Source organism: Neorhizobium sp. SHOUNA12A, assembly GCF_023006505.1.
In the GTDB taxonomy this organism is placed as follows: Bacteria; Pseudomonadota; Alphaproteobacteria; order Rhizobiales; family Rhizobiaceae; genus Neorhizobium.
Window position 1 is genome coordinate 1 of record NZ_JALBGV010000017.1, and the last position, 14,258, is coordinate 14,258.

Genomic DNA, 14,258 nt, shown 5'->3' on the forward strand with positions numbered 1-14,258 from the left:
TGCACCGCATGGCGGCGAGGCTGGACGACCAGTTCGACCTGGTCGCCGGCGCGCTCTCGTCGACGCCGGAAAAGGCGATCGCGTCGGGCCGCGACCTCGGTCTCGATCCGTCGCGCACCTACGGTTCCTACAAGGAGATGGCGATCCGCGAAGCGCGGCTGAAGGACGGCATCGAGGCGGTGTCGATCGTCACCCCGAACCACGTGCATTACGAGGCTGCCAAGGAATTTTTGAAGCGCGGCATCCACGTCATCTGCGACAAGCCGCTGACGTCCAATCTTGCTGACGCCAAGAAGATGAAGAAGGCGGCCGACGAGAGCGGTGCGCTGTTTATCCTCACCCACAATTATACCGGCTATCCGATGGTGCGGCAGGCCCGCGAAATGGTCGCAAACGGCGATCTCGGAAAGATCCGCGTGGTGCAGGTCGAATATCCGCAGGATTGGCTGACCGAGGCGGTCGAGCAGACGGGTGCCAAGCAGGCCGTCTGGCGCACCGATCCGGCCCAGTCGGGTGCCGGTGGTTCGACTGGCGATATCGGCACGCATGCCTATAACCTCGCCGCCTTCATCACCGGCCTGACGCTCGAAAGTCTCGCCGCCGATCTCGACAGTTTTGTCGAAGGCCGCCGTCTCGACGACAACGCCCATGTGATGTTGCGCTACGAGGGCGGCGCCAAGGGCATGCTCTGGTGTAGCCAGGTGGCGCCCGGCCACGAGAACGGTCTGAAGATCCGCGTCTACGGAACCAAAGGCGGCATCGAATGGGTGCAGGCGGATCCGAATTATCTGTGGTTCACGCCGTTCGGCGAACCGAAGCGCCTGATCACCCGCAACGGCGCCGGTTCGGGTGCCGCGGCAGGACGCGTCAGCCGCATTCCGTCCGGCCACCCGGAAGGTTATCTCGAAGCCTTTGCGACCATCTACACGGAAGCCGCCCGCGCCATCAACGCCGCCAGACAAGGCGTCGCTGTGGACAAGGCGGTGATCTACCCGACCGTCGACGACGGCGTGAAGGGGGTTGCGTTCGTCGAGGCGTGCGTGGCGTCCTCGAAGAAGAACGGTGCGTGGGTGAAGCTTTAGGCGCCTGGGAGCCTAAGCTGAGATATCGCCGACAAGCGCGCCAGCCGGGATGTGCCATGCCCGGCTGATCTTCCTGATCTGATCGAGATTGATCTCGCGCCGTCCGTTCAACAGGTCGGCGGCGCGGGATTTCGAACCGACGATCTCGATCAGGTCGGCGCGGGTGTAGTTGTTGGCTTCCATGACCGATTTCAGCACCTCGACCGGCGAGGCCTGCGGGATCGGGTAATGCTTGGCCTCATATTCCTCGATCAGCAGCACAAGCGCGTCGAAGTGCGCGGATGCGATCGTGCCGGCTTCCGGTTCGTTTTCGAAATAGGGGCGCACGGATTTCAACGCCGCTTCGTATTCCGTCTCGTCGATGAGGGTTCGTACAGAATCGATATCCATTTCATCAGGCCTTCTAAAGTTCTACCACGTCGATGCGATCATATTCGGCGTGGGTTCCGACAAACAGAATGAAAACCCGCTGGGTGCAGAAACCAATGAGCGCAACTATGCGATATTTATTACCACCGACATCAAAGACGATCTTTCCGCCGGAGACGTAGTCCGCCGAATTGAATGTCGCCTTGACGTCCGCAAAATTGGCCCAGACGGCATTCGAAACCGTCGCGTACCACTCCGCCATTGCAGCTTCCGCGATCGCCCTTGGTCCCTTCGGCAGCCGCTGACAGAACTTCACGAGGGTCGATTTCGCTATGACACGCATTCCGCTTCCAGATATCACGTTCCCAATTTGGAAACAAGGCTGGCGCTGGATCGGATTCTGGGAAACAGCGCGGCACTTTTCACTGCCTTGCAGAGAATAGCGCGGGCGGAGATCCTGCAACGTTTCAGAATTCTCATCTGTACAACTGCGCCCCGCTTGGTTAAACCGCCGCGAAAGGTGGTCCGGCAGACCCCTCGCGCAACAGATATGGCGGCATCCTCATGACCGATCCCAAGATGAGCAATCCTCAGCCTCGCGATCTTAAAACGCCCAAAGCCGAAAAATTCGCGGTCGGGTTTCCCGGTGATTTCCTCTGGGGCGTCGCGACGGCTTCCTATCAGATCGAAGGGTCCACCAAGGCGGATGGCCGCAAGCCCTCGATCTGGGATGCGTTCTCGAAGATGCCGGGCCGCGTCTATCAGGGGCACAACGGCGATGTCGCCTGCGATCATTATAATCGCTGGGAAGAGGACCTCGATCTCATAAAGGAGATGGGCGTCGAAGCCTATCGGTTCTCGATCGCTTGGCCGCGGATCATTCCGGACGGCACCGGGCGGATCAACGAGAAGGGGCTGGATTTCTACGATCGCCTCATCGACGGCTGCAAGGCGCGCGGCATCAAGACCTATGCGACGCTCTACCATTGGGACCTGCCGCTTTCGCTGATGGGCGAGGGGGGCTGGGCGGCGCGCTCGACGGCCTATGCCTTCCAGCGTTACGCCAAGGTGGTGATGGCGCGGCTCGGCGATCGGCTCGATGCGGTGGCCACCTTCAACGAGCCGTGGTGCATCGTCTGGCTCAGCCATCTCTACGGCATCCATGCGCCGGGCGAGAAGAACATGCAGGCGGCGCTCGCCGCCATGCATCACGTCAATCTCGCGCACGGCCTCGGCGTCGAGGCGATCCGGCATGTGACGCCGGACGTGCCAGTCGGCACCGTCATCAACGCCGCATCGATCATCGCCGGCTCCGACAGCCCGGCCGATCTCGCAGCTGCCGAGCGCGCCCACCAGTTCCACAACGGCGCCTTCTTCGATCCGATCTTCAAGGGTAAGTATCCGCAGCAATTCCTGGAAGCGCTTGGCGGCCGCATGCCGGTCGTCGAAGACGGGGATCTGAAGGTCATCAGCCAGAAACTCGACTGGTGGGGCCTCAACTACTACAAGCCGGACCGCGTCCATGACGAGCCCGCGCGCAGCGGCGATTTCCCCTGGACGATAGAGGCCAAGCCCGCCAGCGACGTCAAGTCGGATATCGGCTGGGAAGTCTATGCGCCGGGGCTGAAGCTGCTGGTCGAGGATCTCTACCGCCGCTACGACCTGCCGGACTGCTACATCACCGAGAACGGCGCCTGCTACAATATGGAGCCGGTGGACGGCGAGGTGGATGATCAGCCGCGTCTGGACTATTATATCCAGCACCTCTCGGTGGTCGCCGACCTTATCAAGGACGGTTACCCGATGAAGGGTTATTTCGCTTGGAGCCTGATGGACAATTTCGAATGGGCGGAGGGCTACCGCATGCGGTTCGGCCTCGTGCATGTGAATTACGAGACCCAGGAACGGACGATCAAGAAAAGCGGCAAGTGGTATCGCGAGCTCGCTTCGTTATTCCCCAAGGGCAACCACAAACAGGGTTGATTTCGCAGGTGCTGGAAGATTTTTTCTGCTTTGTGAGATAATTGAAAAAACATCCCTGTCAAACGCAGGCGCATCCGGGCATTTATGCGGCATCAAAAAGGCCGCCGGCCTTACATATTGCCCTTTGAGAAAACCGACCAAGATGCTCCGGAAAGTCGCCTGTCATCGAATGTGCCGCTCCGTCCTATAGCTGGACCGCGATGAAATATCCGGTGTTCCGTCGCCGGGATGATCCGACTTAAATCTGAGAGCTGAAATGACATTCCTTCACACTGCGGTCGAAACCGCGCCGTCTCCCTTGGCTGCCGAAACGCCGATGGTGGCGTTCGAGGCGGTAACCAAGCGGTTCGGCGGTGCCGACGACAAGAGCCAGTTCACCGCGCTCGACGGCATCGATCTGTCGGTCGCGCGTGGCGCGATCACCGGCATCATCGGCCGTTCGGGCGCCGGCAAATCGACGCTGATCCGCCTCGTCAATGGGCTGGAAAAAGCGACCTCCGGCCGCGTCGTCGTCGACGGCGTCGAAGTGGGCGCCCTCTCGGAAACCGGGCTGCGGGATCTGCGCCGCCAGGTCGGCATGATCTTCCAGCACTTCAACCTTCTGTCCTCGCGCACCGCCTTCGAAAACGTCGCCCTGCCGCTCGAGATCGCCGGCCTTTCCGCCAAAGAAATCCGCGACAAGGTGGCGCCGCTGATAGATCTCGTCGGCCTCGGCGACAAATCGGACCGTTATCCGGCCGAGCTTTCCGGCGGCCAGAAACAGCGCATCGGCATTGCCCGGGCACTCGCCACCTCGCCGAAACTGCTGCTTTCGGACGAGGCGACCTCGGCGCTCGACCCGGAAACGACGCAGTCGATCCTGGCGCTGCTGAAGCGCATCAATGCCGAGCTCGGCCTCACCGTGCTTCTGATCACCCACGAGATGGAGGTGGTGAAGACCATCGCCTCGGACGTGGCGGTGATCGATCGCGGCAAGATCGTCGAGGCGGGCCGCACCTTCGACGTCTTCACCGGCGCCAAGCATGAGACGACCCGCTCGCTTCTGTCGGCCGCCCTCGGCACTAACCTGCCGGAATGGATCCGCTCGAACCTGAAGCCGCAGCCGTCCGCCGGCGATCGGGTGCTGGTGCGGCTGATCTTCTTCGGGTCGACGGCCTTTCAGCCGCTGACCGCCCGGCTGGTCACCGAACTCGGTGCCGACATCAACATCCTGGCCGGCACGATCGAGGAAATCGCCGGCGAACCCTACGGCTCGCTGGTCGTCGCCTATCCGGCCGATCCTGCCGTCACCGAACGCGCCGAGCGCTTCTATGCCGCAACCGGTCTTTCCACGGAGGTGCTCGGTTATGTCGCCTGACATGCTCTTCAACCTGCTCCTGAAAGCGCTTGGCCAGACGCTGCAGATGGTCGCGGTAGCCGGCCTGATCGGCGCATTGATAGGCCTGCCGATCGGCGTGTTCCTGGCAACCAGCGGCAAGGGCGAGCTTTTTCCCGCGCCGGTCACCAACCGCATCATCGGCGCGGTGGTCAATGCAGCGCGCTCGACGCCGTTCATCATCCTGGTCGTGGCGATCATCCCGTTCACGCGCTTCATTGCCGGCACCTCGATCGGCACTTATGCGGCGATCGTGCCGCTGACGGTGGCGACCATTCCCTTCGTCGCCCGCCTTACCGAAGCGGCGATCCGCGAAGTGGACAAGGGCCTGATCGAGGCTGCCCGCGCCATGGGGGCAACGCCGCTGCAGATCGTCTTCAAGGTGCTGCTCGCCGAGGCCAGGCCGGGCCTGACGCTGGCGTTGACGCTTACCCTCGTCAGCCTGGTCGGTTATTCCGCCATGGTCGGCGCGGTCGGCGGCGGGGGGCTCGGCGATCTCGGCATCCGCTACGGCTACCAGCGCTTCATGCCGGATGTGATGCTCGCCGTCGTCGTCGTGCTGATCGTGCTTGTCCAGGCGATCCAGAGCCTGGGCGACGCGCTGGCCCGCCGCTTCGACAAGCGCAACCGCAAGACCTGAAATCATTCCGAAAAACCAGCCTCACAAGACGCAGACCCCAAGAAGACTGGCGCAGATAAACAAACCCAAGGAGACACTTATGAAGAAGCTCATCATCGCTGCGGCACTCGCCGCCTTCGCTGCCGGCCCGGCGCTTGCCGAGGACATCAAGATCGGCGTCACCCCCGGCCCGCATGCCCAGATCATGGAAAAGGTGAAGGAAGTCGCGGCCACCAAGGGCCTCAACATTCAGATCCTCGAATTCTCCGACTACGTCGTGCCGAACCAGGCGCTGGCCGATGGCGAACTCAACGCCAATTCCTTCCAGCACCAGCCTTATCTCGACAACCAGGTCAGGGATCGCAAATTCGACATCGTCGGCGTCGCGCAGACCGTCAACTTCCCGATGGGCGTCTATTCCAAGAAGGTGAAGAGCCTCGCCGACCTGAAGCAGGGCGCCACCGTCGCCATCCCCAACGACCCGACCAATGGTGGCCGCGCGTTGCTCATCCTCGCCGACCAGGGCCTGATCAAGGTCAACGCCGCAAAGGGCCTGAAGATCGGCCCCGCCGACGTCACCGAAAACGCGAAGAAGATCGAGTTCGCCGAACTCGACGCTGCCCAGCTGCCGCGTTCGCTTGACGACGTCGATGCGTCGGTCATCAACACCAACTACGCATTGGAAGCCGGCCTCAACCCGAAGACCGATCCGATTGCCAAGGAAGGCGAAAAGGCCCCTTACATCAACGTCATCGCCGTCAAGGCCAAGGACAAGGATGCCGCCTGGGTGAAGACGCTCGTGGAAGCCTATCACAGCGCTCCGGTGAAGGACTTCGTCAACACCCAGTTCAAGGGTGCCGTCATCGCGGCCTGGTAATATCGAGTTTTCGAAAATTCTTGAAGGCCGGTGCTCAAGTGTGAGCGCCGGCCTTCTTCTTTTAACTCTATCTGAAGGAATACCCGCGAAAGATGTAGGACTCCATGAGGTCTTCGATGCGGCTTCTTCCGTCTCGCTTTCGCCGCTCCGCAACACTTGGCCGTCGCTCTGCCGTGACGTCGATGCTGCTTGTCTTCGCGGTGGTCGTGGTGCTGGTGACGATCTTCATCCTGACCGCCATCGACCGCATCGCCGATTACGCCAATCGTCTCGATGAGGGGCGCTCGCAGGAAACGACATCAGGCGCGATCCAGACGTTCCGGGAGCAGCTGCACGCGACGCTGAACGATTACGCTGCCTGGGACGACGCAGCCCAAGCGGTCTATGCGGATGATCAGGCCTGGGTCGCCAGCAACTATGGCGACATGACCGCCAACAGCGATCTCTTCGACATTGCCGTCGTCATGGACATGAACCAGAACGTGCTGATGGCCTATCAGGACGGCGCGCCCGTCAGCTGGTCGCCGCGTGACTATTTCGACACTTCGCTCTGGACGCTGTTCGACAAGGCGAGTTCCGCCGGCGCCGAAAGCGTGCCGGAGGCAGTCAGTTTCGTCCAGACCAAAAAGGGTGTCGCGGCCGTCGGGGTGGCGCTGATCCGGCAAAAATCGGGACAGCTCGATCAGCCGGTCGCAAACCGCCGCTTCCTGGTCTTCGCCCGGCATCTGGACGAGGCCAAGGTTCGGAAGCTCTCCGAAACCTACGTCCTCGACGGGCTTCGTTTCGCGAGCGCCTCCGATGCCGTTTTGAACATGGTGGAGATCCGCAATATCCACGGCAGGGTGCTGCAGCGGCTCGTCTGGCATCCCCGCAGGCCGGGCGACATGGGTTACGCTCAGGTCCGGCCGCTGGTCTATTGCGCGCTTGCGATGGTCGGCCTGTTCTTCCTCCTCCTCTTCGTCAGCGGCAGCAATACGCTCAATCGGCTGACGGCGGACGAGGCGGCGGCGCGGCATCTGGCCATGAGCGACCGGTTGAGCGGGCTCCTCAACCGCGCCGGCTTCTTTGCCGCGCTCGATGCCCTGGTGGTGCAGAGCCGCCGCAGCAACCATGATGTGGCGCTGCTCTATCTCGATCTCGACGGCTTCAAGGAGGTCAACGACGCCTATGGCCACGGCACCGGCGACAAGCTGATCCGCGGTGTCGCGGCCGGCCTCAAGACACTGGTCGGCGATACGGCGACCCTTGCCCGCGTCGGTGGCGACGAATTCGCCATCGCGCTGGCCAGCACGGACATTGGAAGGGTCGTGGATACGCTGAGCGACCGCATTCTCGGTTTCTTCGACGAACCCTTCGTGATCGGCGAACGGGTCGCGACGATCGGCACCTGTATCGGCGTCGCCGTTTCGCCACGCGGCAAGGTCTCCGGCGAGGAACTGGTGCGGCGTTCCGACATGGCGATGTATCACGCCAAGGAAACCGGCCGGGGCCGGACCGAATATTATCAGCCGGAAATGGATGCCGAGCGCGAAGAGCGCAACATGCTGGAAATCGATCTCAGGATCGCCATCGAGCGCCGCGAACTGACCATCGTCTACCAGCCTGTGGTGGACGCCCGGACCTGGCGGATCATCGGCATCGAGGCGCTGGCGCGCTGGAACCGCACCGGTTATGGCCCGGTACCGCCCGACATCTTCATCCCGATCGCCGAATCGACCGGGCTCATCGACCAACTCGGCCTGTTCGTGCTCCACCGCGCCTGCGAGACGCTGACGCTGTGGCCGGAGCTGAAGCTCGCGGTCAACATCTCGCCCGGCCAGTTCCGCGATCCGGCATTTGCCCTGCATGTCGCCTCGGTGTTCCGCAAGACCGCAACCGATCCTTCACGCATAACGCTTGAAATGACCGAGGGTTATTTCATTCAGAACCCGGAACGCGCCCGCGCCGCTCTTGCCAAGCTGAAGCAGCTCGGGGTGAAGATCGCGCTCGACGATTTCGGCGCCGGCTTTTCGAGCGTCGGTTACCTGCGCCAGTTCGGCTTCGACCGGATGAAGATAGACAAGTCGCTGGTGCACGCGCTGGAAGAGGGCGGCCGCGCCGTCGATCTTCTTCAGGCGACCGTGGCTCTCGCCCGCTCGCTGGAAATCCCGGTCACGGCCGAGGGCGTCGAAACTGAGGCACAGGCGTTGCAACTGCGCCTGACCGGCTGCGACGAGCTGCAGGGCTATCTGTTCGGCAAGCCGATGTCGTCGGAACAGATCGACATCATCTACCGCGGCAACCGCCTGCCGGGCGGGATAAGCGGGGCGGCATAGGCCGGCCCTTCAGTTACCGGCAGTTCCGTTTGTGCGGCAAAATCTGCGGAACTACGTAGCAATGCGGCAAGTCCTTCCGGGAATAAAATTGGCCGGGTTGCGTCGATTGCCGACATAGTGGCATCGTAAACTCTTGCTATTTCTCCCTCAACTTAATCACGGTCGCCAAGGTATAACCAATGGGATGGGAAGCCCTCGGCCAATGGGGTGAAGACGCGGTTCGCATCGAACCGCTCGCTGGCGGATCTGCCAACGATGTGTGGAGCGTTCGCATCCACGGGCAGATCGCGGTTGCTCGTCTCGGCTCCAGGAGCGACGCTGATCTCGCATGGGAAACCGACCTGCTCCAATACCTCGACCGTGAAGGTATGACCGTTCCTGCACCGATCCCGACGACTGACGGTCGCCTGTTCGCGGACGGTCTGGTGGTGATGAAATACATGGAGGGCGGACCGCCCGAGACCAAGTCCGACTGGCGTCGCGTGGCCGACGTACTTCGCGAGTTGCATCGGTTGACACAAGGCTGGCCGCAGCGCCCAGGCTGGCGATCCTCGACCGACCTCCTGCATGCCGAAACCGGAACGAGGATCAACCTTACCGCGATGCCGCCTGAGGGCGTTATTCGATGTCGAGCAGCGTGGGCCCGGCTCATCGGGCGCCGGACCTGCGTTGTCCACGGCAACCCGAACAACCCCGGCAACATCCGCGTGACCGCAGATCGGGTCGCGCTGATCGACTGGGATGAGTCACATGTCGATGTCCCCGACCTTGACCTGGTACTGCCCGACAACGCCGCCGATCTCGACGATGGCGCGCATGACATCGCCGCGCAAGCGTCAGCCGCATGGGAAGCCGCCGTCTGCTGGCAGGACGAGTACGCGGTCAAGCGACTTGCCGAAGTGCGAGCGGTCTGAAAAGTTTCTGCGGGCCGACGGCCGTATCCATTCAGGAACCTCCGGCGGCTGCGTTGCGCCAATGGTTCTATCAATAACATTTGATCGGCAGTTGACGCGGGGACCTGAGGGTCAATTTATTTCGCTATCTTCCGAGTTAGGAAACAGAGCGATGACCTATCTGTTCGTTTTTGTCCTTTTGCTTGGCTGTGGTCTTGCAGGTGCGCTTGGCCCTAAAAGGGATACGCGTGGTGCAAATCTCGAAAGAGCGGTGAATGACGCGCGCGAAAGTCTCAATCATGTCATCTCTAAACGCGACGCAATGCGAACGGAACTCAAAGTCCTCGCCCTTCTCGTCTGGTGGGTCGCAATGGTTGCGCTATTGATATCGCTCTTTGACGGCTTTTGGTGAAGTATTGGGCAGGCGGCGGGCGCTGACTTACACCTTCCAAGGGCAAACACACACTCTGCAAGACTATCTCGACCGCAATCCCACGACCAGCCTGCTCATCATGCAGGACGACACAATCCTGTTCGAGCATTATCAATACGCTCGCACAGACCACGACCGCTTCTATTCGCGTCCGCCCACCCGTCGCGGAGGCCGTTGGAGGTATGGGGCGACCAAACCAGTCGGTTCGAGCATGGTTCGGCCGCTTGTGAGATAGAGCAGTACCCAAAATCCGTATTCGGGATGTCGGCGTCAGCGTCGCTCGATCGTCCTTGGGAACATCAAGACCGTCCGCCCGCGCTCTCCGCTTGCCTGAACGAGCTTTTGCATCAATAGCCACCCGCAGAGCGAATTCCCACCGCCTCAATTTGGAAAAAGACCGCAGGAGATAAAAGTGTCTGCATCAGTGCTCTTCATGTCCATGTCACTGGACGGGTATATCGCGGGGCCCAACGATGAAGTGGGCAATCCCGGCGGCGACGACTTTATGCGGTTGCACGAGTGGTACGGGGATTTTTCCCGACCGACCGGGCCGGTCGGACAATTGTGGGACGAATGGAACGCGCCAGGTGCGATTCTGGCGGGTCGGCGAACCGTGGAGCAGGTCGATCACTGGGGCGGTGACAATCACGGTGTCGCGATCTTCGTACCCAGTCACAGGCCGCCCGGGCCATCCGTCGCGAATTATCCATTGGTCAAATACGTGAGCGACGGGATCGCGAGCGCAATGGCGCAGGCGAAGGCCGCCGCCGGGGACCGGGACGTGTTGATGCTTGGCGCGTATACGGCGCAACGGGCGCTGGAAGCTGGCGTGCTCGACGAACTGCAAATACACCAGGTTCCAGTCTTGTTCGGATGTGGCCGCCGAATGTTCGAAGTCTTACCATCGAGGGTCGAGTTGGAGATCGTTCGAGTGATCGATACACCCAAGGCCACGCACATCCGCTACCGCGTCTGCCGCTGAGCCCATCGAGAAGCCGCACCATTCTTCAGCTAGCGGCGGTTGCTTGGCGCCGGCCGGATGGTTTCAGTGTGGGCTCGGATGGGGCGACCAGATGGGGGCATTCAGCCGTGTCGAAAAGCTGGACGCGGGGTGCCGTGCTCACGAAGGCTGCACAGGAACGCATGTCCTTCATTCTGCATACGCCGCGTATGCCAATTGACATACGCGGCGTATATTGAGATACGGGCGCATACGGGGCGTATGTCAACGCGCTCGTATGATGAAGCCCAGGCCGGACAGGAAGAGCCGACACGGTGTTGCCACTCTGGCGGCATCGAGGCGCTGCGGAAACCGGCCTTTGAAAAAAGGAATGAAGCAATGAGCTCACGCGAGGCAATCTTTCCCGCCGGTCGGCACGCACTCTACGAGCAGCACCGTTATTCGGCGGCCATCCGCTCGGGAGACCTTCTGTTCGTTTCCGGCCAGGTCGGCAGCCGGACGGACGGATCACCGGAGCCCGACTTCGAACGTCAGGTGCAGCTGGCCTTCGACAACCTGGAGGCCGTCCTGAAGGCTGCCGGCTGCACGTTTCGGGACGTCGTCGACGTCACGAGCTTCCATACCGACCCTCAGAGTCAATTCGAAACCATGATGGCCGTGCGGGAAAAGGTGCTTGGCGAGCCGCCCTATCCGACCTGGACGGCCGTCGGCGTCACCTGGCTCGCCGGTTTCGATTTCGAAATCAAGGTGATCGCCCGAGTGCCACAGGCGGCCTGAAACAGCGACGATCGGCTCGCGCCAGCCCGTCTGGCGCGAGCGGAACCTCAGCCGCCGATATGCCTCACGCCACGCTTCTTCGCGAGCGCGATCTGGAGCTGGCGCTGGCGGTAGCGATCGCGGTCGTCCTCGGTGCGGGTCGGATAGCAGGTCGAGCAGGAGACGCCTTCCTCGTAATGGGGCGAGCTCACTTCTTCAGCGGTGATCGGGCTGCGGCAGGCGTGGCAGAGCTTGTGGTTGCCTTCCTTCAAGCCGTGCTCCACGGAAACGCGCTCGTCGAAGACGAAGCAGGCGCCTTCCCACAGGCTTTCCTCTGCTGGCACCTCTTCCAGATATTTCAGGATGCCGCCCTTCAAGTGGAAAACCTCGTCGAAGCCCTGTTCCTTCATGAAGGCGGTGGCCTTCTCGCAGCGGATGCCGCCGGTGCAGTACATGGCGATCTTCGGCTTGTTGTGGAGGCCGGGATTGTTCTTCACCCAGTCGGGAAACTCGCGAAACGTCTTGGTCTGCGGATCGACGGCGCCCTTGAAGATGCCGATCGCCGTTTCGTAATCGTTGCGGGTGTCGATGACGATCGTCTCCGGATCGGAGATCAGCGCGTTCCAGTCCTTCGGCTTGACATAGGTGCCGACGATGCGCTTGGGGTCGATATCCTCGACACCCATGGTGACGATTTCCTTCTTCGGACGCACCTTCATGCGCAGGAAGGGCATCTTCGACGCCCGGCTTTCCTTGTGCTCGAGGCCTGCGAATTCCGGCTGGGCGCGCAGATAGGCGAGAAGCCCTAATATCGCTGCGTCGGAACCGGCAACCGTGCCGTTGATCCCTTCGCGGGCGATCAGCAGCGTGCCCTTGATGCCGTTTTCGTCGCAGAAAGCCTGCAACGGCTCGCGGAAGCTCTCATAGCGGTCGAAACGCGCGAAATGATAGAGCGCGGCGACGAGCCAGGCGCCCGTCGCTTCCGGTTGAGCCTCCGGGCGGGTTTGCATGATGTTTTCGGTCATGGCGCTGAAATACAGTTTCCGGGCTATCCGCGCAACGCGGTTTCTTTCTCGTGGGCTTCGTGGGCCCTGTGCAGCTTTGCCGCACGACGTTCCTTGCGCGGCGTCGTGGCTGCCTTTTCCCATAGCAGCGCGATCAGGCCGCTTTCCGTCTCGGCGCTGTCGGCGAACACCTCGTGGGCCGCTTCCAGCGCCTCGTGCCGCAGCGCCTGCTGGCGGGTGATGATGGCGCCGAGCACCCGGGCCAGCGTATCGCTGTCGCCGAACAGTTCGGGGCTTTCGTTGACGAGCCCGGTCAGCACCGAAAGATCGTGTTCGTGGCCGAGCAGATCGACCAGAGCCTTCGCCTGCTGCTGCTTGGCGAGCATGGCGGAAGGCCAGATCCCGCCGAGCAGCGACAGGTGCATCCAGTAGGTCTGTCCGCATTTGCGCAGCCCGTGATAGGTCTCGGCATCGCCGTGTTCCTCGCAGCCGGCGAGCGCGCCGAGTGCCTTCTCGCGCTGGTCCTTCCAGGCTTTGGCGAGCCGCTTGGCCGTCTTGTGCGGATCATTGTCGAGATCGAGGTCGTCGAGAGCTGCGATCGCCGCGCGGCAGGTGTCGACCGCGGCCGCCATCTTGGCCCGCAGGTCGTGTTCCTCCGAGGCGATCCGATCGCGCCGTTCGGTCAGCGCCTTGGAGGCGGTGGTGAGGGCGGAAAGTTCTTCGGGGGAGCCGGCATGGCCGGCGAGATAGTCGACCGTCTCGACCAGCGCGGTCGCGTCGCGCACCGCCGACAGCGTCTGCGCCATGTCGCGGATGCGGGTGTTTTCCTGCCGGCGGAACGTTTTTGCGTCCGGCTGTACCAACCGGTAGAGGGCGCGCACCCGCTTGAAGCGTTTTCGCGCGTCGTGGATCGCTTCGTGTTGGCCGTCCGGCTGGTCTTCGAGCAGCCGGATCGCGTGGGAAAGCTGGCTTTCCGCAACCGACCGGAACTCGTCGGTGAAGGATTTAGCGGGCCGCAGACGGTACGCCATGACACAATTCTCCGCTCAAATCTTCGGTCGCCATCACCATGTTGGAATATCGCCGGTCGCCGGTGATCTCCTCGCCGATCCAGTCCGGGATGTCGGGCAGGGCGCCTTCGTCCTCGATCTCGACCTCGGCGACGACCAAACCCTTGTAGGCTCCGTCATAGACATCCACTTCCCAGGTATAACCCCCGTGCCGGACCTCGTGGCGGGTCTTTTCGAGCACGATGCCGACGGCGGCGTTCGCCATCTCCTCGGCATCGCCCAGTGGAATTTCGTATTCGAATTCGTCGCGGGCCAGCAGTTCGCGGCCGATCTTGATGGTCAGCTTGGCGCGCTTGCCGTCCATGATCCGCACCCGCACCGAGCGGTCGTCGCCGGATGCGACATAGGCCTGCAGGAAATCGGAGGATGACGACACCTCCGAGCGCCAGCCGTCGCTCTTTACCAGAAATTTCCGTTCGATTTCCTTGGCCATACTTTGCCCGCCACCCCGGGAACATTTACCAACCGCTACAACCCTAGTGCAAACTCTTCGTCCCGCAAACCTGTTAGACGATGGAGCC

The 14,258-nt window shown here is 61.9% G+C and carries 15 protein-coding genes; 10 read left to right on the forward strand and 5 right to left on the reverse strand.

The genetic code is table 11. From position 1 onward, the window contains the following. Positions 1-1,082, forward strand: a 1,082-nt coding sequence (locus MOV63_RS10325) for a Gfo/Idh/MocA family protein (protein ID WP_247033620.1), incomplete at its 5' end; no start/stop codon positions are given. A 12-nt stretch (positions 1,083-1,094) separates the two neighbouring features. Here the strand turns inward: MOV63_RS10325 and MOV63_RS10330 are convergent. Both MOV63_RS10330 and MOV63_RS10335 read right to left on the reverse strand, forming a co-directional pair. After that, positions 1,095-1,472 (reverse strand): type II toxin-antitoxin system HigA family antitoxin, encoded by a 378-nt coding sequence (locus MOV63_RS10330; RefSeq protein WP_038545372.1) that lies wholly within the window; start codon positions 1,470-1,472, stop codon positions 1,095-1,097. Positions 1,473-1,485: 13 nt separating this feature from the next. Next, positions 1,486-1,794: a type II toxin-antitoxin system HigB family toxin gene (locus tag MOV63_RS10335; protein WP_247033621.1), complete on the reverse strand. Its 309-nt coding sequence runs from the start codon at positions 1,792-1,794 to the stop codon at positions 1,486-1,488. 236 nt (positions 1,795-2,030) lie between these two features. On the opposite strand from MOV63_RS10335, the gene MOV63_RS10340 reads away from it, so the two are divergent. The 9 genes from MOV63_RS10340 to MOV63_RS10380 all read left to right on the forward strand — a co-directional run bounded on the left by MOV63_RS10340 (position 2,031) and on the right by MOV63_RS10380 (position 11,684). After that, the gene (locus MOV63_RS10340; protein WP_247033704.1) at positions 2,031-3,434 is read left to right on the forward strand and encodes a GH1 family beta-glucosidase; all 1,404 of its coding nucleotides are present in this window, start codon (positions 2,031-2,033) and stop codon (positions 3,432-3,434) included. Positions 3,435-3,750: 316 nt separating this feature from the next. Beyond that, positions 3,751-4,791, forward strand: a complete 1,041-nt coding sequence (locus MOV63_RS10345; RefSeq protein WP_247033706.1) for a methionine ABC transporter ATP-binding protein — start codon at positions 3,751-3,753, stop codon at positions 4,789-4,791. Continuing rightward, the gene (locus MOV63_RS10350) at positions 4,781-5,449 is read left to right on the forward strand and encodes a methionine ABC transporter permease (protein WP_247033622.1); all 669 of its coding nucleotides are present in this window, start codon (positions 4,781-4,783) and stop codon (positions 5,447-5,449) included. Before MOV63_RS10345 ends, MOV63_RS10350 begins: the two co-directional genes overlap by 11 nt. Before the next feature lie 79 nt (positions 5,450-5,528). After that, on the forward strand, positions 5,529-6,305 hold the full coding sequence (locus MOV63_RS10355; RefSeq protein WP_247033623.1) for a MetQ/NlpA family ABC transporter substrate-binding protein: 777 nt from the start codon (positions 5,529-5,531) through the stop codon (positions 6,303-6,305). Between the two features lie 116 nt (positions 6,306-6,421). Then, on the forward strand, positions 6,422-8,620 hold the full coding sequence (locus MOV63_RS10360; RefSeq protein WP_247033624.1) for an EAL domain-containing protein: 2,199 nt from the start codon (positions 6,422-6,424) through the stop codon (positions 8,618-8,620). A 179-nt stretch (positions 8,621-8,799) separates the two neighbouring features. Beyond that, complete coding sequence (locus MOV63_RS10365; protein WP_247033625.1) at positions 8,800-9,534, forward strand: phosphotransferase enzyme family protein; 735 nt, start codon at positions 8,800-8,802, stop codon at positions 9,532-9,534. Between the two features lie 151 nt (positions 9,535-9,685). Further along, positions 9,686-9,925 (forward strand): hypothetical protein, encoded by a 240-nt coding sequence (locus tag MOV63_RS10370; RefSeq protein ID WP_247033626.1) that lies wholly within the window; start codon positions 9,686-9,688, stop codon positions 9,923-9,925. Positions 9,926-10,370: 445 nt separating this feature from the next. Beyond that, the gene (locus tag MOV63_RS10375) at positions 10,371-10,928 is read left to right on the forward strand and encodes a dihydrofolate reductase family protein (protein ID WP_309500821.1); all 558 of its coding nucleotides are present in this window, start codon (positions 10,371-10,373) and stop codon (positions 10,926-10,928) included. A gap of 357 nt (positions 10,929-11,285) precedes the next feature. Then, positions 11,286-11,684: a RidA family protein gene (locus MOV63_RS10380; RefSeq protein ID WP_247033628.1), complete on the forward strand. Its 399-nt coding sequence runs from the start codon at positions 11,286-11,288 to the stop codon at positions 11,682-11,684. A 47-nt stretch (positions 11,685-11,731) separates the two neighbouring features. On the opposite strand, the gene MOV63_RS10385 is transcribed toward MOV63_RS10380, so the two are convergent. The 3 genes from MOV63_RS10385 to MOV63_RS10395 are packed head-to-tail and all read right to left on the reverse strand — an operon-like array spanning position 11,732 to position 14,170. Continuing rightward, positions 11,732-12,673, reverse strand: a complete 942-nt coding sequence (locus MOV63_RS10385) for a rhodanese-related sulfurtransferase (RefSeq protein WP_405029319.1) — start codon at positions 12,671-12,673, stop codon at positions 11,732-11,734. A 38-nt stretch (positions 12,674-12,711) separates the two neighbouring features. Beyond that, complete coding sequence (locus tag MOV63_RS10390; protein ID WP_247033630.1) at positions 12,712-13,698, reverse strand: CHAD domain-containing protein; 987 nt, start codon at positions 13,696-13,698, stop codon at positions 12,712-12,714. Further along, positions 13,673-14,170: a CYTH domain-containing protein gene (locus MOV63_RS10395; RefSeq protein ID WP_247033631.1), complete on the reverse strand. Its 498-nt coding sequence runs from the start codon at positions 14,168-14,170 to the stop codon at positions 13,673-13,675. Before MOV63_RS10395 ends, MOV63_RS10390 begins: the two co-directional genes overlap by 26 nt. Positions 14,171-14,258 lie beyond the last annotated feature (88 nt).